General features: G+C 57.9%; 17 protein-coding genes. 6 read left to right on the top strand and 11 right to left on the bottom strand.

From position 1 onward, the window contains the following. Nucleotides 1-3 precede the first annotated feature (3 nt). Nucleotides 4-996 (top strand): LacI family DNA-binding transcriptional regulator, encoded by a 993-nt coding sequence (locus BN1241_RS00310; protein ID WP_054951774.1) that lies wholly within the window; start codon nucleotides 4-6, stop codon nucleotides 994-996. Between the two features lie 194 nt (nucleotides 997-1190). Here the strand turns inward: BN1241_RS00310 and BN1241_RS00305 are convergent, their stop codons facing one another. Genes BN1241_RS00305 through BN1241_RS00290 form a run of 4 tightly spaced genes read right to left on the bottom strand, consistent with a single transcriptional unit; the run spans nucleotide 1191 to nucleotide 6551 of the window. Beyond that, nucleotides 1191-2492, bottom strand: coding sequence for a TRAP transporter large permease (locus BN1241_RS00305; RefSeq protein WP_054951773.1), 1302 nt, complete (start codon nucleotides 2490-2492; stop codon nucleotides 1191-1193). A gap of 2 nt (nucleotides 2493-2494) precedes the next feature. Further along, nucleotides 2495-3010: a TRAP transporter small permease gene (locus BN1241_RS00300; RefSeq protein ID WP_054951979.1), complete on the bottom strand. Its 516-nt coding sequence runs from the start codon at nucleotides 3008-3010 to the stop codon at nucleotides 2495-2497. A gap of 2 nt (nucleotides 3011-3012) precedes the next feature. Then, the gene (locus BN1241_RS00295) at nucleotides 3013-4029 is read right to left on the bottom strand and encodes a TRAP transporter substrate-binding protein (protein ID WP_054951978.1); all 1017 of its coding nucleotides are present in this window, start codon (nucleotides 4027-4029) and stop codon (nucleotides 3013-3015) included. A 20-nt stretch (nucleotides 4030-4049) separates the two neighbouring features. Beyond that, on the bottom strand, nucleotides 4050-6551 hold the full coding sequence (locus BN1241_RS00290) for a glycoside hydrolase family 31 protein (RefSeq protein ID WP_054951772.1): 2502 nt from the start codon (nucleotides 6549-6551) through the stop codon (nucleotides 4050-4052). Nucleotides 6552-7328: 777 nt separating this feature from the next. On the opposite strand from BN1241_RS00290, the gene BN1241_RS00285 reads away from it, so the two are divergent. Further along, nucleotides 7329-8900, top strand: coding sequence for an FGGY-family carbohydrate kinase (locus BN1241_RS00285; protein WP_054951771.1), 1572 nt, complete (start codon nucleotides 7329-7331; stop codon nucleotides 8898-8900). 112 nt (nucleotides 8901-9012) lie between these two features. Here BN1241_RS00285 and BN1241_RS00280 read toward each other — a convergent pair whose 3' ends face one another. Beyond that, nucleotides 9013-9951, bottom strand: a complete 939-nt coding sequence (locus BN1241_RS00280; protein WP_054951770.1) for a serine hydrolase domain-containing protein — start codon at nucleotides 9949-9951, stop codon at nucleotides 9013-9015. A 316-nt stretch (nucleotides 9952-10267) separates the two neighbouring features. Between BN1241_RS00280 and deoC the strand changes: the two genes are divergently transcribed. The 4 genes from deoC to BN1241_RS00265 all read left to right on the top strand — a co-directional run bounded on the left by deoC (nucleotide 10268) and on the right by BN1241_RS00265 (nucleotide 13418). Next, a complete protein-coding gene (deoC, locus tag BN1241_RS00275) occupies nucleotides 10268-10969 on the top strand; it encodes a deoxyribose-phosphate aldolase (RefSeq protein ID WP_054951769.1) in 702 nt (233 codons plus the stop codon). A gap of 208 nt (nucleotides 10970-11177) precedes the next feature. Next, nucleotides 11178-11459, top strand: coding sequence for an FGGY family carbohydrate kinase (locus BN1241_RS13365; RefSeq protein WP_222704346.1), 282 nt, complete (start codon nucleotides 11178-11180; stop codon nucleotides 11457-11459). Beyond that, nucleotides 11456-12739, top strand: a complete 1284-nt coding sequence (locus BN1241_RS13075) for a xylulokinase (RefSeq protein ID WP_315968836.1) — start codon at nucleotides 11456-11458, stop codon at nucleotides 12737-12739. Before BN1241_RS13365 ends, BN1241_RS13075 begins: the two co-directional genes overlap by 4 nt. Before the next feature lie 475 nt (nucleotides 12740-13214). After that, a complete protein-coding gene (locus BN1241_RS00265) occupies nucleotides 13215-13418 on the top strand; it encodes a cold-shock protein (RefSeq protein ID WP_054951768.1) in 204 nt (67 codons plus the stop codon). 105 nt (nucleotides 13419-13523) lie between these two features. Here the strand turns inward: BN1241_RS00265 and BN1241_RS00260 are convergent, their stop codons facing one another. The 6 genes from BN1241_RS00260 to BN1241_RS00240 form a co-directional block, all read right to left on the bottom strand. Continuing rightward, entirely contained in the window at nucleotides 13524-14162 is a 639-nt protein-coding gene (locus BN1241_RS00260) for a LutC/YkgG family protein (protein WP_054951767.1), read from the bottom strand. Beyond that, complete coding sequence (locus tag BN1241_RS00255) at nucleotides 14159-15667, bottom strand: LutB/LldF family L-lactate oxidation iron-sulfur protein (protein ID WP_054951766.1); 1509 nt, start codon at nucleotides 15665-15667, stop codon at nucleotides 14159-14161. Before BN1241_RS00255 ends, BN1241_RS00260 begins: the two co-directional genes overlap by 4 nt. Further along, nucleotides 15667-16455 (bottom strand): (Fe-S)-binding protein, encoded by a 789-nt coding sequence (locus BN1241_RS00250; RefSeq protein ID WP_054951765.1) that lies wholly within the window; start codon nucleotides 16453-16455, stop codon nucleotides 15667-15669. The genes BN1241_RS00255 and BN1241_RS00250 overlap by 1 nt, the downstream gene beginning before the upstream one ends. 37 nt (nucleotides 16456-16492) lie before the next feature. After that, the gene (locus BN1241_RS12660) at nucleotides 16493-16708 is read right to left on the bottom strand and encodes a hypothetical protein (protein ID WP_147599138.1); all 216 of its coding nucleotides are present in this window, start codon (nucleotides 16706-16708) and stop codon (nucleotides 16493-16495) included. 100 nt (nucleotides 16709-16808) lie between these two features. Beyond that, nucleotides 16809-17465 (bottom strand): dihydrofolate reductase family protein, encoded by a 657-nt coding sequence (locus tag BN1241_RS00245; protein ID WP_054951764.1) that lies wholly within the window; start codon nucleotides 17463-17465, stop codon nucleotides 16809-16811. A gap of 141 nt (nucleotides 17466-17606) precedes the next feature. After that, nucleotides 17607-18170 (bottom strand): 3'-5' exonuclease, encoded by a 564-nt coding sequence (locus BN1241_RS00240; RefSeq protein WP_054951763.1) that lies wholly within the window; start codon nucleotides 18168-18170, stop codon nucleotides 17607-17609. Nucleotides 18171-18277 lie beyond the last annotated feature (107 nt).

Raw genomic sequence — 18277 nt, 5'->3', positions numbered from 1 at the left:
GGTATGTCGGGTAGAACGACGATCGTCCAGGTCGCCAAGGCCCTGGGTGTTGCCCCCTCCACGGTGTCACGCGCTTTCAACGAACCTCACCGGCTTTTGCCAGCAACCGTCGAACGGGTTCACGAGAAGGCTGAAGAGCTTGGCTACATCCCCAATGTTCACGCCCGGGCTCTCATTACCGGGCGTTCCGGCGTTATTGGCCTATGCGTTCCGGATATTACGAACCCGTTCTTCCCTCCCATGGTTCGTGCCGCCCAGAAGCGGGCTGAGCAGGAGGGCATGGTCGTGTACGTGACCGAAACCGATAACGATCCGGATCGCGAGCGCAAGATTCTGGCCACGATGAGGCAGCAGACCGAGAGTATCGTTGTTGCCTCACCGCGCCTGCCCGCCGAGGAGCTTCGCTACATTGCCGAGGCCTCCAGGCTGGTACTCATTAATTCCGATCATGAGGGTCTTGCTCGAGTCTTGATCAGCACGGCCGACGCTATTGCCAAGGCAATTCGTGGATTCTTCGATCAGGGCTGCCGCACCATTACTTACGTGGGTGGGCCGCGCAGATCATGGTCCGAGTACGAGAGGCGAACCACGGTGGAAACCACGTGCAAGAGCCTGGGGATCACGTCGACGAGCCTTGCGGCCGAGTCGGGCACGTACTATGCCGCACGGAGCATGGTTGACCAGATTCTTGAGACCGGCCCAGATGCAATTGTTGCCTTTGACGACGTTATTGCCCACGGTGTTATGCACGGGATCGAGAGTCGAGGTCTGCGCATTCCTGACGATATTCTCCTCGTTGGTTGCGATGATGCACTACCTTCCCAAACCAGACCTCAACTATCAACGATCCGACTGCCAGCCCGCCGGGCAACAAACCTTGCCATCGACATCCTTGCTGCCAGGTCAACTCCCGTTGACGAGGTCCGGCAGATACTGCCCGGGGAACTCATCCATCGTGAAACCACCCTCCGCCCGTCCTCCACTATCACGACCTGAAACTGCAAGGCCTTACCGCAGTGAGCACAGCTGAAGTACTCTGCCACCTGACGTGGGGCGAGCTGACATCAACTGTTCTGAAACCAGAAGCGCGCCCGTCATGGTGACGAACGCGCTTCTGCATGCGTGCGATACAGCTAGATCGCGGCGGGTTGAGAGTGTCCGTGCCCCTGCCGGCCGGGACACTCTCTCTATTAGAGGAGTCCCATCACCCCTGGTAGCCACATGGACAGTGGTGCTGCGTAGGTGATGACGAGGAGGAGCACGATCGCTCCGATGAGGAAGGGCCAGAGCTTCGCCACAACTTCTTCCATCGTGGTCCTGAAGACTCCGATGGAGACGAACAGGACGGAGCCGACGGGCGGAGTCATGGTGCCGATGCACATGTTGAGGACGAGAACCACGCCGAAGTGGACCGGGTCCATTCCCAGGCTGGTTGCGATGGGGAGGAAGATCGGCGTGAAGATGAGGATTGCTGGCGTGATGTCGAGGAACATGCCAACAACCAGGAGGATGACGTTCATGAGCAGGAAGATGACGAGCTGATTGTCAGAGACGGAGAGGATCGCGTCCGCGATCGCTCCCGGGATTCCGGTGAACGCCATCACCCATGACATGGCTCCCGATCCTGCGATGAGGAAGAGGATCATGCCGGAGGTGCCTGCCGTGGTCATGAGCATCTTCTTCAGCACCTCAAGGTTGATGGTGCGGTAGATGATCGACAGTATCAGGCAGTAAAGAACTGCAATGCCCGCACCTTCGGTTGCGGTGAAGATACCCGCAGCAATACCTCCAACGACAACGACGATGAGGAGGAGGCTGGGGATCGCGTCAACGAAGGTCTTGAGTGCGACCGAGGCGGTGACGCGCTCCGATGTGGGGTACTTTTCCTTCTTGGCATACACAAAGGCGATGATCATCGAGACTGCACCAAGGAGGATGCCGGGAATGACTCCCGCCATGAACAGTGCCGAGATCGAGACACCGCCGGCGATGGTCGAGTAGACGATGAATGCCGTGGTGGGCGGGATGAGGAGTCCTGCGGGTGCTGATGCGACGTTGACGGCCGCACCGAAGCCACGGTTGTAGCCCTGCTCGCGTTCCATCTTCTGCATCGTGCCACCAATAGCGGCGGCAGCTGCAACGGCGGATCCGGAGAGTGCTCCGAAGAGCATGTTGCCCACGACGTTGGTTTGGGCGAGGGATCCGGGGATGCGGCCGGCGATGACAAGCGCGAGGTTAATGAGCCTGCGTGCGATACCGCCGTTGTTCATGATGTTGCCCGCCAAGATAAACAGTGGCACGGCAAGGAGGGAGAAGGAGTCGAGCCCGTTGTTCATCTTCTGCATGATGATGAACGTGGCCTGGTCCCAGGGGAGGGTGAAGAGGGTTGTCACCAGGGAGGAGACAACGATGGAGATGGAGATGGGTGCGCCCATGAAGAGCAGCACTGCAAAGACGCCGAAGAGTACGGCGATAACGATTCCGACGCTCATGATCAGTCGTCCTCCTCTTCCTCGAGGAGCACATTCCCCGTCCAGGATTCCCACATGTTGATGATCTGGGTGATCGCGATGAAGACGCCGGCGATGGGGGCGACAGCGTACACGAGGCCGCGCGGGATTCCGAGCAGGGCTGAGGGGTCGCCCGCGGCGCTGATGGCAAGCTGGGTGCCACCGATCACAATGACGAGAAGGGCGAAAGCGAACACGATGAGGTCGGTGAAGACCATGACGTACCGCTTCTTCTCGAAGGGCAGATTGTTGCGGAACAGGAGCAGGGCGATGTGCTGGCGGGTGACGAACGCGTACGCACCCCCAATGAAGCCGGTCCAGATCAGCATGTAGCGGGAGAGCTCTTCCGTGAAGTCAGCGGGAGAGTTGAGAACGTAACGGGTGAACACCTGGTAGATCACGAGCGCGGTCATGATGATCAGCAGGAGGGCGGTGAGCCAACCCGTGATCGCTGCCAGGGCCTTCTTCGTGGCCAGGAAGTACCTGTGTGTCGTGGTCATGCTCATCGTGCACCCTCCACAATGTCCAGAACATCCCCAACGAGCGGATATTCACTCACGTACTGATCAATCATGGGCGCGGTTGCCTCCTGGAAGGCTTCCTTGTCGACGTCCTCAATGAACGTCACACCCATCTCTTCTTCGGCCTCGATCTTCGCGGCCTCAATCTCCTCATCCCATGCAATCTTGTGGGCCTCGGTCGACTCGATGGCGGCCTCAATGATCGCATCCTGATCCTCGGCAGACAGGCTGTCCCACGTGGCGGTGGACATGATGAGCATGTCCGGAATCATCGAGTGCTCGTCGTAGGAGAAGATCTTCGACACGTCACCGTGGCTCGACTGGGTCAGCGCGGTCTCGTTCGATTCGGCACCGTCAATGATGCCGGTCTGGAGCGAGGTGTAAATGTCACCGAACGGGATGACGACGGGTGTACCGCCGAGCGCATGCATCATGTCGGTCTGAGACCGCATGTCCTGGACACGGATCTTCATGCCTTTCAGGTCATCCGGGGTACGGATTTCCTTATTGGCATAGAAGGAGCGGGAACCCGACGTGTAGTAGGTGAGTCCCACGAATCCGTCGTCGTAGGACGACATGAAGAACTCCCTCATCTCATCCGAATCCATGGAGGCGTAGTAGTGCTCCTGGTCGTCGAAGATGTAGGGCAGGCCGAACGCGTGGTAGCCCTCGTTGTATCCCGACAGGCCCGGCGCGGACACGCGAGTCATGTCGAGAATGTCGGCACGGAGCTGCTCGATCACTTCGGTTTCGGAGCCAAGCTGACCGTTGGGGTAGATCTGGACGGTGATACGACCGTCCGTGTTCTCCTCAACCATGTCAGCAAAGTCCGACAGTGCCACGGATGTCACGTGGTCGGTAGATAAATTGTGGGCCAGCATGAGAACCATCGGGTCCTCTGCCGTGGCCTCGCTACTATCCTGAGCGCCCTCCCCCGCACATGCCGCGAGCATCGCGGCGGCGAGGGAAAGCGCCAGGAATGGTCGCACCTTTGCCATAACCATCACTTTCTCGAGAACTACATCCCGACTAGATCGAACTTGTCGAACGAAACCGTCACCCGGTAAGAACCTGCCGGGTTCGGGAACTTCACTTGAACGGATTTCTTGGTCTGCGAGTAGTACCAGCCAGAAGGCGCTTCTTCGAATGCGTCACGATCCTGGAAATGGTGGAGCACCTCATCATCGAGCTTCACCCAGAACGGCGCCTTCTCGGGCGCCACGAGGTCGTAACGGACTCGTTCCACCGTGGTCGGATAGTCTCCCTCGACAGCAACATCGAGAACCACCCAGTCGCCCGCGGTCATGGTGATCGTGCTCTTACGCACCTCACCCAACTCGTAGCCCTTCGTCACACCGTCATCTTCAACAATCGTGAACTGACCGTCCTCGCGCGGGAAGCAAAGAATATGCCAGCCGGTCACAGAATCCTTACCAAAGGACATGAGGTCATGGTCCGCCATCGGAACAATCCCACCAGACTTCAGGAACATCGGGATGGTTGAGAGTTCCACGGGAACTTCAATGCCGGTCCCGCCCTCGTGGACGGCCCGCGACACGTAGTCCGCAAAGTCGGCACCCATCGGGAACCGGACGGGACGCAAGGCCTGCCCCTTCTCAACCACGTTGGCAATCAGGAGGGAGTCGCCAAACATGAAGTCCACGCCCTCGTTGTCCATGCCAGGATCGTTCTGGAAGGCGCTCGCGAGTGCCTCCATGATCGGCAGCCCCGTCTCGTGTGCACGCACCATGAGGCTGTATAGGTAGGGGAACATGCGGTAGCGGAGCTTCATCGCATCCCTGATCGTGTCGGTCAGACCCGAGTACATCCACGGTTCAGTCACCGTGTTGTCATCGGAAGCCGAGTGCACGGAGAAGCGGGGCTGGAAGATGCCATTCTGGATCCACCGGACCAGCAGCTCCCCTTCCGGAGCCGGGCCTGCGAAGCCACCAATGTCGCAGCCGTGGTTTGCAACCCCGGATAGGCCCATGCCGAGGATGGTCGCAATGTTGTACTTGAGCGAATCCCATGAGGTCCTGTTGTCACCGGCCCAGGTCTGGGCGTAGCGCTGGATCCCCGTGTGTCCCGAGCGGCATACAACGAAGGGGCGGATCTCGGGATCCTTCTCTTCAATGGCGTCGATGGTGAGCTTGCACATGAGGTTGGACATGACGGGTTTGTATTCGGCAATCGTCCCGCCCACACCCTCAGCGTGCACTCGCGAGTCAAGGTCCACGATCGAGTCGTATTCGCAGTTGTCATTCCAGACCGACAGGGTGCCGCGATCAAGAATCTGTTCGGTCAGCTTCTTCTTCCACACATCGCGAGCATGCGGGTCGGTGAAGTCAACGAGGTGCCCGGGTCCACCCCACCAGCGCGCCGGTGCCGGGTCGTCTGAGTCCGCTTCCTTGACGAAGATCTGCTCAGCGACGAATTCATCCATGTCGGGATGAACGAGAAGCACGCCCGGCTTCACGTTCGGGGACACCACGATCCCGCGCTCTTCCATGCGAGCAAAAAAATCTTCCGGGTCCGGGAATCGGCGATTATTCCACGTGAGCACGCACCGCTTGAGCCCCTCGGAGGTCTCCTGCTGGTTGAAGCCCGAGGACAGCTGGAAGCCATCCGCCGGGAATCCCTTCCGCTTCGTCGTGTCCACAAACTCGACGATCGCATCGTCACAGTTCTCGTCGAGCTCGGGGTAGTACATGCTGGAGCCGAGATATCCGAGAGCCTGCTTGGGCAGCAGTGCCGAGCGTCCCGTCAGGTACGTGAAGCGACTGACAATGTCCCGGATCTTGGGGCCGGCAATGATGAACAGGTCAACATCCCCACCGTCAGTGCGGTAGGTGGAGGAACGCTGCCAGTAGTTTGATTTCGACTTCCCCATGTCGAAGTCACATGTATAGGAGCCGTGGTAGAAGTAGCCGACTGCACGGCGGCTCACTGATCCAAGCTTGATGTAGAACGGAATGTGCTTGTACAGGGAGTCAGTCTTGATCGGGTCGTAGCCCATCGAGTCCTGCGGGTTCATCGTCAGCAGGTGACCAAACTTGTTGAGCTCACCCGCCTTCTCGCCGAAACCGTAGAAGCGATCATCCTCAAGAATCTGGGAGGTGTGGAGCCTTCTCCCATTGCGGTCCTCACGGTAGGCGAGGTCCGGGGTGTCGGAATGGAGGACTTCACCATCCTCATCCAGCACTCGCAGGATAAAGGGTTCACGATCGGCTTCAACTCGGAGTCGCTCCCCCTGCAGAACCACCATCGTGTCCTTTTCAATGAGCTCAAACGAGGCTGGCTCAATACGATTGCGCTCCCCCACCATGACCTCGTCGAACTCGTCTTTCCACGCGGTCGTCACAAGTGAGTAGGAAGCTTCCTGGAAGTCACCGTCGAAGCCGGCTCGGATCCGAAGAATATCGTTCGTCACGAAAAGAACACGAATATCAACCGCATTCGTATGAAAAACAGCAGTCGATCCATGACGATCAACATTTACTAAACGACGAGAAACTCGCATGACAACTACTCCAACTTTGCAGCAGAACAACCAGGGGTTGGGAACGGCAGAACCGCGTTCACGGTAGCAGAGCAAAAAGAACACGGGGTAAACTCTTGCGCGGCAACAGAACGGACAAATTGCCCACGCCCTAATAGAGATGCTGGTCACGAGCCTGCGCTGCCACACCTCTCACCAAGAACTAAGGTGAGCCAACCAGAAACAAACGGCAACTCGCAGAAATTGCTTGACAAACAGCCGGCTAATGAATTGCCCTTTGCGCTGGGTTTTTGAGGCGATCACCGTCTTGAACGACGCCATTGCATCCACTCTGATTCAGGGACTGAGATCCCAAGCATGAATTCCTCGAACTCGACAACATCACGCTTGTCTCGCACCTAGCGTGCACATCCGCGGACACGATGCAGACTTCTGTGGAAATCGGCATCGAGGAAGTCACCCGCTTCCTGAAATCTGCATAGCAAGAAACAAGAAAACGAAGACATCGCTATAAGTCCTGCGCCTGCCATAAGGAGCTCTTCTTGCGCCAGGCACAGGACTTCTCTAATCCTCGCCGCGACCGAGTAGACAGAAAATAGTGCTTATGCGCAACAAATCTGCACTTCGGAGCAAAGAAACTGACCTATTTCTTTATCTATACAACGAAATTATATCTTTGCTATGGTGACAGTGGTTGGCCAAGTTGACTGCCGACCAGGTGCTCTCCCAAACATTGCGACACTCCTTCTTCGCAAGGCACCAATTGAAACATCGTGGTTTCAACTGTGAGAGGTAAGAATGACCAAGTATTTTGCCGGCATCGACGCGGGAACAACAGGCACAACCGTCATGATCTTCGACGGTTCCGGAAATATCATGAGTAGCGGTTACGCCGAGTATCGCACGAAGCATCCGCACCCCGGCTGGGTGGATCAGGACATGGAAGAACTGTGGTCCGGTCTTGTCACCGCCGCCAAGCAGGCAACAAGCAGATTCAAGGGAGACATCCGAGACGTTGTCTCGATCGGTGTCTCGTCCCAGCGTGGCTCGTTCGTACCGGTCGACAATAACTGGGCGCCGCTCATGGATGCCATCGTGTGGTCGGATGGCAGGGCGACAAAGGAAACTCAGTGGATCAGCGACACGATCGGAGCGGATGAGTACACCAAGATCACCGGACTCAATCCCTCAAGCCTGTGGGTCTACCCCAAACTCAAGTGGCTGAAGGACAACCGTCCCAAGATTTACGACAAGACCTGGAAGTTCGTCAACGGCCAGGAGTGGATCCTCAACCGTCTTGGTTCCTCGCAAGTGTTCGCGAACCCCTCGGCACTCAACTACAACGGCATGTTCGACATCCAGACCCTCGACTACGCCCCAGTCCTGTTTGAAAAGGCTGGGCTGGACCTCGACAAGATGCCACCCATGATTCAGGAACTCACCGCAGTGGGCACACTATCGGCAGAGGGCGCGGCAGCAACCGGCTTCGCAGAAGGCACAGTTCTGAGCCCCGGCGGTGGCGACCAGCAGTGCGCCGCGGTCGGCTCGGGAGTCAACAAGGCGGGCATGGCGGAGCTATCCATGGGCACCGCGGCCGTCATGGTCGCCCAACTCGACGAGGCCCCGGACATGGTCGCGAACCTCGAGAGCGGTGTCTCCTTCGGTGCTCACGCCATCCCCGGAAGGTGGGACATGGAAGGAACTGCCCACGCCGCGGGTGCCGTCCTGCGTTGGTGGCGCGACACCTACGGCCAGCCCGAGGTCGAAGCCGCCAAGGCCCTCGACCTGAACCCATACGACATCATCACGCTCGAGGCAGCCGATGCTCCCGTGGGCAGCGATGGTCTGCTGTTCTTCCCGTTCTTCAACTCCCAAGCAAACCCGCACTTCCACGATAATGCGCGCGGAGGAATGCTGGGGCTCACCCAAATCCACACCCGCAAGCACACCGCCCGCGCAGTCCTCGAGGGTGTTGTGTACGAGTTGAGGATGGCGGTGGAGGCCATGGAGGGGGCCCTCGGACGCCCCTTCGACACCATCCGCCTCTCGGGCGGTGGCGCAAAGTCCCTGTTCTGGAGCCAGATGCAGGCCGACATCTACGGACGCAGGGTCGAACGACTCAAGGTCTCCGAATGCGCGGTTCTCGGCGCAGCCATCCTCGGTGCGGTCGGTGCCGGCCAGCTCCCCGACATCGACACGGCGATCGACGCCATGGTTCACACCCACGGATTCATCGAACCGAACATGGAGAACCACGCCATCTACTCCGATTACTACCAGGTATTTGAGAACGCCTTCCTCGCACTCGTGAAGGAAGATGTTTACAACCAGCTGGCCGAGGTCAACACCCGCCACGGCGGAACCGACTAATGAGCAATGAATAACTGACTAGTTATGACTTAAGTGGGCCGCGGTGCATGGACTGGGCTTTGCGCCGCGGCCCACTGCAATAAATATTTCAGTCAGGACTCTTCAATAGCCTCTAGTAGAGCAGGGCTACCGTCTTGTCGACGAGCTCCTCCAGGCGAGTCACATCCACCTGGTGTGCGGTGGTGATGACGATCGCATCGCGATCGGGAACGATGACAAGGGACTGCCCATCGGTTCCATGACCGAAGAAGATTTGGTTGCGCTTGCCAAGCCACAGGCTGGAGCCGTACGCCCACCGGCGGAACAGTGGGTTCGTTGGAGTATCAACGCCGGGGGTGAATTCGGTGAATTGCTTCATTCGCTCAATCCACTTCGGGGATACGATCCCCTGCCCACCATGCAAGAGAACTTCACCGATCTTGAGTAGGTCGTGAGGATCCAGCCAGAGCCTCGTGGCCCCGGCCAGGTACTTGCCGTATCGCTCCCAGGTGTACTCGGTGATCCCAAGCGGATTGAACAGAACCCATTGAACATAGTCTTCGAGATCCTCTCCGAGGATTTCTTGGAGAACAACGGAGAGAAGATAGAAACCGGCATTGGAGTACAGGTAGCGGGTGCCGGGCTCGTGAACGATCGGGGCGTTGACGATGTAGTCAATGTATTCAGAAGGGTCGAGATGACCGATGTCACCCCTCATCATCAGCACCGTGTCATAACCAATCGTGTGGTTGAGGAGGTGCTTGATCTTGACTCGCTCAAGCTTCTCCCTATTTCCCTCATTGGTGAGAGTGCACAGCGGTTCGAGAATTGGCCAGACAGCCGTATCCTCGGTTAGATCATCGCGGCTCTCAATCAAAGTGCCGGCAACGAGGGTGAGGATGGTCTTGGAGATCGAGCGAACATCGGACGGCTCCTTCCTGCCATTGAAAGCGTGGAAGAATTCCCTCTCCCCCTGCTTTACAAGCAGGTAATGCATGTTGAGATTATTGCCATCTTTATCTGTTGCCGACTCGAAGAGGTCGACGATGCCCTCGAATTGTTGATTATCCACAACTGCCCTTTCAGAACGGAAAGCCTGGCGCCACCCTATCAGTCACGCACATGGCACTTGCGGGATGGCGTGCGACTTTCTCAGAGTAGCTACAACCCCACCAGATCGCGCCACAACCCCTGGAGAATCAAAGAAACCTAAGCCACCAACGCGGCTCACCGGTCCCATGACCTGCGGCTTTGCACGGAAGTTGGCACGGTGTACACATTTGCGTATGCATCTTTCCAACTTGACTAGACTTGTACAGCTGTTAACGTGTTCCCTATGTGCGTCACGCTACCAGGTGTGATCAGCTGACCTTCGAGGGGGAAGTTTCATGGCGCTTTCGGTTGCCGAGTATGCGAAGCATTTTGATATGGCCCTGCATTTGCAGAGCTCAACAGAGGAAGAGATCCGGGCCCACGCTCAGGGAGCTAGGGATGCGAATGTGGCGGCGTGCTACACGAACTCGTACTGGACCCCGGTCGTTGCCGAGGTCCTGGAAGGCTCCGATGTGCACGTCGGTACCGCTATTTCTTTCCCCTATGGTGCGACATCGACGGCGATGAAGTTCGCTGAGATCGAGGAGGGCCTCGAGCTTGGGGCAACTGCGGTGGACATGGTGCTCAATATTGGTGCACTGAGGGATAAGAACTATGCCTTGGTCGAGAAGGAACTTGCTGGTCTTGTGGAGCGTTGCTCGGGTAAGGCGATCTCGAAGCTCATTTATGAAGTGTGTTTCTTGACCGATGAGGAGATCGCATCCCTGACGCGGATGTGTTCGGATGCTGGGGTGGATTACGTCAAGACTGCTACGGGTTCGGAGGGTTTCCCGACCGAGGCTCAGGTCAAGATCATGCGCGATAATATTACGAACCCCAAGACCCTCCTGAAGGTCTCCGGTGTGCCGCGCACGTTCACTCTGCCTGCCACCCTGTGGGCAATTGAGAAGCTGGGCGTGTCCCTGATCGGCACCCGCTCCGCAGCCAAACTCGTCAAACAATACGAGGAGTACCTGAACAATGGCGAACAGGTCTAACTAGATCAGCCTTGCGGCACGCAAGGCCCCGATGGTGGCGTCTATATTCTTCGCTCTAGAGACGCCACCATCGGAAACACGAATGGCCCAGGTCATTTACCCGGTTCGGTGAGGGCTTGCTTCAAGCCCGCTATTTTCACGGACCAGTCAACGATTTTCATCCAGCAATGACACATCATTGATCGACCACGTATCAAAGGAGAACACTGTGGCGACCTATCTTTTGGGAATTGATGCCGGAACCACCGGCTGTAAAACCAATATCTTTGACCTCGACGGAAACCTTTACGGCTCCGATTACCGCGAGTACCCCTGCTACTACCCGAACCCGGGTTGGGTTGAGCAGATTCCGGAGGACATGACACACTCCCTGTTCGACTCGGTGCGTGCCGCGCTCCGCGACTCCGGACTAAACCCTGCCGACGTGAAGTCGATGGCGATCTCCACCCAGGGCTCCGTTTTGGAGGCCTTGACGAGAACAACGATCTGATCCGCCCCTTCATTGGCTGGCAGGACACCCGCGGTGTTGGATACGTGGAACGCATCCGCAACGGAGAATTCATTGACCCGGACCGCTACTACGAGATCTCCGGCTACCCTGTGGCCACCGTTCCCTGCATGACCAAGTACATGTGGTACAAGGACAACGAGCCCGAGAACTGGGATCGCACCGTCAAGCTCAGCCACCACCAGGACTTCTTCCTCAAGGAATTCGGTGCTGACGACTGGTACGTGAACGACACCGCAACCGCCTCTCGCACAGGCATCTTCGACGTCGAAGCTTCCGAGTGGAGCAGCGAGATCATTGAGGCGACCGGCCTGAGCGGCAAGGAACTCCCCCGCATCGTCCAGCCCGGCACCGTGGTCGGCAAGATCAACCGCGACATCTCGCTCCTCACCGGGCTTGCCGAGGGCACGCTCCTGACCGTGGGTGCGATGGATCAGAACTGCTCCACCCTCGGTGGCGGACTCATCCACGAAGGCACCGCAGTCTCGGTCATCGGCACCTACGGCGCAGTCTACGTTGCGGCCGACGATTCGGTCCGCGACCCCAACGGCACCCTGATCGTCAAGAACAACTCGGGCCCCGAAAACTACACGGTTGAGGCTGCTTCTATCGCATCGGCTTCCGCATACCGCTGGTTCCGTGACACCCTCGGCCCGCTCGAGGTCGCCATGGCACGCGAATTCGGTACGGTCGGCAACCCCTACCACCTCATCAACAAGCAGATTGACTCCGTTGCACCGGGAGCTAATGGCCTCACGTTCCTGCCGTACATGCAGGGAGCTGGTTCGGGCCCCCGCTCGGATCCGTACGCTCGTGGCTCCTTCCTCGGCATGACACTCGGCACGACCAAGCCCGAGATCGCACGGGCTGTCATGGAGGGGATTACGTTGGAGATGAGGGACAACCTCGAATCGATCCGCAAGATCGGAATCGAGGTCAAGGAGATCCGCGCAGCCGGCGGTGCCACCAACTCTCGCGTGTGGAACCAGATGCAGGCGGATATCTACCAGGTACCCGTTGCGGTTCTCGAAGTGTCCGAAACCGGATGCCTTGGTGCTGCCCTCTACGCCGGCATCGGCCTCGGCGCTTACAAGGACTTCGACGACGCCGTTAACCGCGCCGTTCGCATCAAGGAAGTCTACGAACCCATCGCCGAGAACTTCGAAGCCTACGACAAGGCCTACGGTCGCTTCGTAGCCGGATACGAAGCTCTCTCCAAGGGCGGATTCTTCAAGTACCTGCACGAGCAGAACAATTCGTAGTTCCTAACCTCGCTGGCACAAACCAGCGCTGACGATGCTGTCCTCAGCGCATTCCCCTAAAGTCGCCGGGGCAGCATCGTTCGCGTTCTCGGAACAATCGAAACAACCCAAGCAGAGATTCCTAGCACCATTGCTGGATGGTGTTTCGGATGGAGAGATTCCTCTCGTCAACGAAATCCTTTCCTCGAGATGTGTATAGTTAGTTGTGCGAGTTGGAATTCGTCGGCTCGTTTGCAACAACAGTGAGAAGGACCGCTCCCGTAATATTTGAGCTCTTGATAGCTTCTCCATGATTTACCCGGTATCCAGCTAGACCCCACGGACGTGTGTCCAATGCCTGCGATCACCCCGATGTTCACCCATTCACCGCCCTGCCCAGATGAATTCTGGCACCGGGCCCCTAGATTCACGTGGCAATCCGTCGCGGAAATAACGGATCACTCATGTGTTCCACACTTAAAGAAGGAAAGACGATATGGCCACTGGCACCGTCAAATGGTTCAACTCCGACAAGGGATACGGATTCATCGCTCCCGATGATGGCTCCGAAGATCTCTTCGCACACTTCTCGGCTATCACCGGGTCGGGTCGCCGTGATCTCTTCGAAGATCAGAAGGTTGAATACGACACCGAGCAGGGCAACAAGGGCCTCCAGGCCACCAACATTCGCGGACTCTAAGTCCCACCCGGCTCCCATCGGGAGCCAGGAATAGCGATTCCCCCACCGGATTTAATATCCGGTGGGGGAATCCTTATTCTCAGAGAGCCTGCAGCACGGCACTCTCTACTTCACGAGGATGACTCGGAGGTTACGGGGGCCGTGGACACCGTCGACTCGGACGAGCTCAATGTCGGAGGTGGCTGACGGTCCAGCAATCCACGTGGTGGGTCGGTCCGGGAACTGTTCCAGGACGGCGACGGCCTGGGGCACGGTCGGGTAGATGTCCTTCTCGTACAGGACGATGACGTGGGTGTCGGGAACAAGGGTGATGGCTCGCCTTCCCTGGTCAGGTTCACAGTCGAGGATGATTGTTCCGGATAGGGAAATACCAACCCGCGATCCCGTGACGACGGCATCGATCTTGTCAAGCTCGTAGTTGCTCAGCCCGTTCTCTCGGGAGTCTTCCCTGACCGTTCGCCCCTCCCCTGCAGCTGCCTTCCAGGTGTCGGGAAGCCCGTGTGGAACAACCACGGAGGTGCAGTCTTCCAGGAAATTGGATATCGCCTGAGGAATGCCATTTTCGGTGACCCGGGTGACGATCGCGGTGTAGTCCTCAAGAACGTCGATCATTTCCTCAATGACCGGTTCGGACCCGGGAGCATGCTCTGTTTCTTGGCGATAGTCACGGGGCACGGGTTCTGTCATCGTGCTTCCGGCAAGAGACTGCCTGATTGAGGCAAGGATGTCGTCGCGTGCGCTCATTTGTTCTCCTCTTCCTTGAACCAGTCCCTGAATGTCTGCGCGGGTGGTGCGGGAAAATCCCTGTTCTTGGTCCATGCGTTGACCGGCCATGGCACGGATGAGATCTTCTCGTCCTTACCCGCAATCGGTCGGAGTGCCTTGGCTCCCTTGATGGCGGTGCCGAGGACCTTGCCGTTGCCCATCACTTTCGAACTCGCCTTCATCGCCACATCCCAGCCCGTTGGCATTCCTCCGCGGTTGGATTCGGTGATCTTGTGGCGGAGGTGGACGAGGATGCCGGGGATGTCGATCTTGACCGGGCACGCATCCCCGCACGCCCCACACAGGGAGGACGCAAACGGGAGGCTCGCCTGAGGATGATCAGCATCGAGAGAGTTGAGTAGCTGCGGGGTGAGGATCGCACCAATCGGGCCGGGGTAGACCGAGTTGTAGGCGTGCCCACCCGTGTGTTCGTACACGGGGCACACGTTCATGCACGCACCGCAACGAATGCAGTTAAGGGCTTCCCTACCTACAGGGTCGGCGAGAGTTTGGGAGCGGCCGTTGTCGAGGAAGATGAGATGGAATTCTTGTGGCCCATCCCCCGGGGTCACCCCGGTCCACATGGAGGTGTAGGGATTCATGCGCTCACCGGTGGCGGACCTGGGGAGCAGCTGCGCAAACACTTCCGCATCCCTGAACCTCGGCACCATCTTCTCAATACCAACAACGGAGATGAGGGTTTCGGGAAGGGTGAGGCACATGCGGCCGTTGCCTTCCGATTCGAAGATTGACAGGGTTCCCGTTTCGGGAATCATCATGTTCGAACCAGAGATCGCAACCTTAGTCTTGAGGAAGAGGGCACGCAGGTGATCACGGGCGAGCATCGCCAATTCCCTCGGATCGGTCGACAGATCCTCTGGCACATCCTCCATTTCCTTCATAAAGATCTCTCGGATCTCTGCACGGTTGCGGTGGATTGCGGGGACGACGATGTGGGAGGGCATGTCTTTACCCAGCTGCACGATCATTTCCGCCAGGTCCGTTTCCCAGGCGGTAATGCCACGCTCGGCAAGGTATTCGTTCATGTTGATCTCTTGAGTCACCATCGACTTGATCTTGATGACCTCATCAACTTGCTTCTCAACGAGGATCTTGTGAATGATCTCGTTCGCTTCTTTCGCGTCTCTTGCCCAGTGGACGATCCCGCCGCGCTTCGTGACGTTCTCCTCCATCTGCTCCAGCAGCTCTGGCATGCGCAGCATCGTCTCGTTTTTGATCGCTGCGGCCGCTTCGCGCAGCTCTTCCCAGTCGGGCAGCTCTGCCACCCTCGCATTTCTCTTGTTCCGGATGGTCGTGGTCGCATAACCGAGGTTCTTCCTCATTTGGCTATTGCGTAGCGTAACGGAAGAACCTTCGGGGAAACTTGTCCCCCAGTTGAGCGGATCGGTGGGGACGGGCTGGCCCTGCACCCACTGGTCGGGCTTCTTCTTCAATATTCTGGGCATGCCAAGAAATGTGAACATTAGACACCGACTTTCGTGGTTGTGGCGGGGGCTTCCCACGGCTCCTGCTGGGTGCCGGCGAGGACCTCGGCGAGGTGCATGGTGCGGATGCCGGCACGGTTGCGTGCGAGCGCACCACCAATATTCATGAGGCAGGAATAGTCACCAGCCACGAGCACATCCGATTTTGTGGAGATCACGTTGGAGACCTTCCGGGTGACCATGGCCGAGGATGTTTCTGGATTCTTGAGGGAGAATGTCCCACCGAACCCGCAGCAGGACTCCGCTTCTGGCAGGGGAACAAGATCGATGCCCTGCACGGCTGACAGCAGCTGCAACGGCTTGTCGCCGACACGGGTTACTCGCAGGCTGTGGCAGGTGGGATGGTAGGTGACCCGGTGCGGGAAGTAGGCACCAACATCTGTCATACCCATGACATCCACGAGGAACTCGGGAAGGTCATAGGTTTTCTTGGCGATCTCGGCCGCCCGATCGGCAAGCTCATTCTTTCCCTGCTCCTTCGCGACCATGGCCTGCTGGGTGCGGATCGAACCGGTGCAGGAACCGGATGGGACCACGATCGCATCCCACTCACCATCGAGGACGGGACCAAACGTTTTCACGTGGTTTTCGATCAGCGGCATGGCCTCCGGGTAGTACCCGGTGTTGATGTGCATCTGACCGCAGCAGGCCTGGGACCTTGGAAATTCCACCTCCACTCCCAGCCTGCGGAGCAGGTGAACGGTGGCCTGTGGCGCCTGGGGGAACATGGCGTCGTTCATGCACGTGGCAAACAGTGCGACTTTCATGAGATCAACTCTTTTCGTGTCGTGCGGTTAACGGATTCTATCGAGGACTGGAGCTCCAGATGATGGGAAGGGCAGATTGGGTTGCGAGGAAATCGAGAATGCACAGCATGTGGAGGAGCCCGAGCGACCAGGGAGCAACCTTTCGCAGAATCTCGGACTCACCCACGCTTCCCGTGCTTTGCGCGCCCGAGGAGGCCGCGATCGCCAGGATTTGGGGTGAGACAATTTTGCCGATGCAGCCGGCCCAAAACACCCCAAAACCGCAAAGCTGGAGATGGAACAAAGGGGGGTTCCGGGGAACTAGTCGTTCTTGGCCGGCAGATCCGGCACAGCCCTCACTCACGGAACGTGTTTTACTCTGCGTCCCGGTCTTTCACGACCTCCCGGCCGTTCTCCACGATAGGAACGAGGTTGTTTCGGAACGGCTTCGGCTTGAGGTCGAGTGCGATGACACCGCTTTCGGTGACCTCACGGTGTACGACACTCATGCCCGTCGCCGGCCCCTCCCGGTGGAAGATGCGCGATCCGCGACCAACAACCACCGGCGCTATGAGGAAGCGATACAGGTCGACGAGGCCCGCTTCGTGGACTGTACGGGCCAGCTTTACGCTACCGTGCACCTGAAGTTCACCCGAGCTCTCGCGAGTTTTCATTATCCTCACATCATCCAAAAAGTCTTCACCAAGGATCTTGGTGGTGTCGTTCCAGACATTGTCGACCGGGTGCGAAGTGACGACGTTCTTGATGGAAGAGTTGATGAGTTTGGCTCCTCGATCGTCGGGATCCGTGACCGTCGGCCAGTGACCTGCAAACGTGTCGTAGGTGAATCTGCCGAGGAGGAACTCATCGAGGTTGCTGAACCAGCGGTCGACGTTCTTCCCACATCCCTCATCGAAATAGGGCATAAGCCAGCCACCCGAGGTGAAGTTGTCTCTCGTATCTTCTTGATCGTTGCCCGGGCCCTGGCTGACACCGTCCAGGGTCATGAATAGGTTGACGCTGAGAATCATAGCTTCTCCCTCGAGATCATCACCCAAGAAAGCACTCCCAGGTGAGTGCGTCCCTACTCGCAGGCAGGCCATGCGGTCCACTGTTTGGGTCGATGGAGAGGCCGTCTCAACTCGGAGTGGAAATACGTTGTGGAGCGGTGGCTACCTGGTCTTGAGCAGTCCCGTTGGCGGGCAGAGGCGCTCCAACTCATCAACTCCATAATCGTCGATCATCCTGGAAAAGATCATGCCGCACGCCCTCGCATCGGCCAGTGCCTCATGGTGTTGGAACGTTTCGTGCGGAAAGTAGTGCCCAAACACGGCGTTGAGACGCTTCTGCGGGATCTCGGCCAGGACTTTTCGGGCAAGGCGCAGGGTGCAGAACCTCCGGTTGTCCATCGTAGGAAGCCCATACAGCCCGGCCAGGTCGCTGAGGACATACCCGTCGAAGGCCATGTTGTGAGCAACGATCGGGAGGTCCCCGATCAGGTCCCGGATCTCGCCATCAACCTCCGACCATTCGGGAGCACCGACAACATCGTCAGGGGTAATCCCGTGGACATTAATATTGCGCCACGAAAAGTAATTCAGTTCCTCGATCGGCCGCAGCAGAGTGGTGAACGATTCCTGCTCCACTCCGTCAACATAGCGGATAAGACCAACGGAGCATGCGGAGCCCCGGTTTTCGTTGGCGGTCTCGAAGTCGATGGACACAAATGATTGCACGAAGCCTCCTAGCAACCTTCCCACTGTATCGCCCCGCCACCCACTCTCCGCAAAGGAGCCCCACCAGGCAGCTCCACCAAGCCAGTTGAATGAAAGGAACTTTTCTC

Origin of the sequence: Flaviflexus massiliensis, assembly GCF_001375495.1 — a bacterium.
GTDB classification, from domain to species: Bacteria; Actinomycetota; Actinomycetes; order Actinomycetales; family Actinomycetaceae; genus Flaviflexus; species Flaviflexus massiliensis.
Note: the sequence above shows the minus strand (reverse complement) of the source record. Positions and strands in the feature narration are given on the sequence as shown.

What these genes read in the sequence shown, in the direction of transcription:
- BN1241_RS00255 (WP_054951766.1), bottom strand. Translation starts at nt 15,667, where the DNA reads ATGTTCACATTTCTTGGCATGCCCAGAATATTGAAGAAGAAGCCCGAC.
- BN1241_RS00310 (WP_054951774.1), top strand. Translation starts at nt 4, where the DNA reads ATGTCGGGTAGAACGACGATCGTCCAGGTCGCCAAGGCCCTGGGTGTT.
- BN1241_RS00295 (WP_054951978.1), bottom strand. Translation starts at nt 4,029, where the DNA reads ATGGCAAAGGTGCGACCATTCCTGGCGCTTTCCCTCGCCGCCGCGATG.
- BN1241_RS00290 (WP_054951772.1), bottom strand. Translation starts at nt 6,551, where the DNA reads ATGCGAGTTTCTCGTCGTTTAGTAAATGTTGATCGTCATGGATCGACT.
- BN1241_RS00265 (WP_054951768.1), top strand. Translation starts at nt 13,215, where the DNA reads ATGGCCACTGGCACCGTCAAATGGTTCAACTCCGACAAGGGATACGGA.
- BN1241_RS00300 (WP_054951979.1), bottom strand. Translation starts at nt 3,010, where the DNA reads ATGACCACGACACACAGGTACTTCCTGGCCACGAAGAAGGCCCTGGCA.
- BN1241_RS00285 (WP_054951771.1), top strand. Translation starts at nt 7,329, where the DNA reads ATGACCAAGTATTTTGCCGGCATCGACGCGGGAACAACAGGCACAACC.
- BN1241_RS00305 (WP_054951773.1), bottom strand. Translation starts at nt 2,492, where the DNA reads ATGAGCGTCGGAATCGTTATCGCCGTACTCTTCGGCGTCTTTGCAGTG.
- BN1241_RS00260 (WP_054951767.1), bottom strand. Translation starts at nt 14,162, where the DNA reads ATGAGCGCACGCGACGACATCCTTGCCTCAATCAGGCAGTCTCTTGCC.
- deoC (WP_054951769.1), top strand. Translation starts at nt 10,268, where the DNA reads ATGGCGCTTTCGGTTGCCGAGTATGCGAAGCATTTTGATATGGCCCTG.
- BN1241_RS00250 (WP_054951765.1), bottom strand. Translation starts at nt 16,455, where the DNA reads ATGAAAGTCGCACTGTTTGCCACGTGCATGAACGACGCCATGTTCCCC.
- BN1241_RS00245 (WP_054951764.1), bottom strand. Translation starts at nt 17,465, where the DNA reads ATGATTCTCAGCGTCAACCTATTCATGACCCTGGACGGTGTCAGCCAG.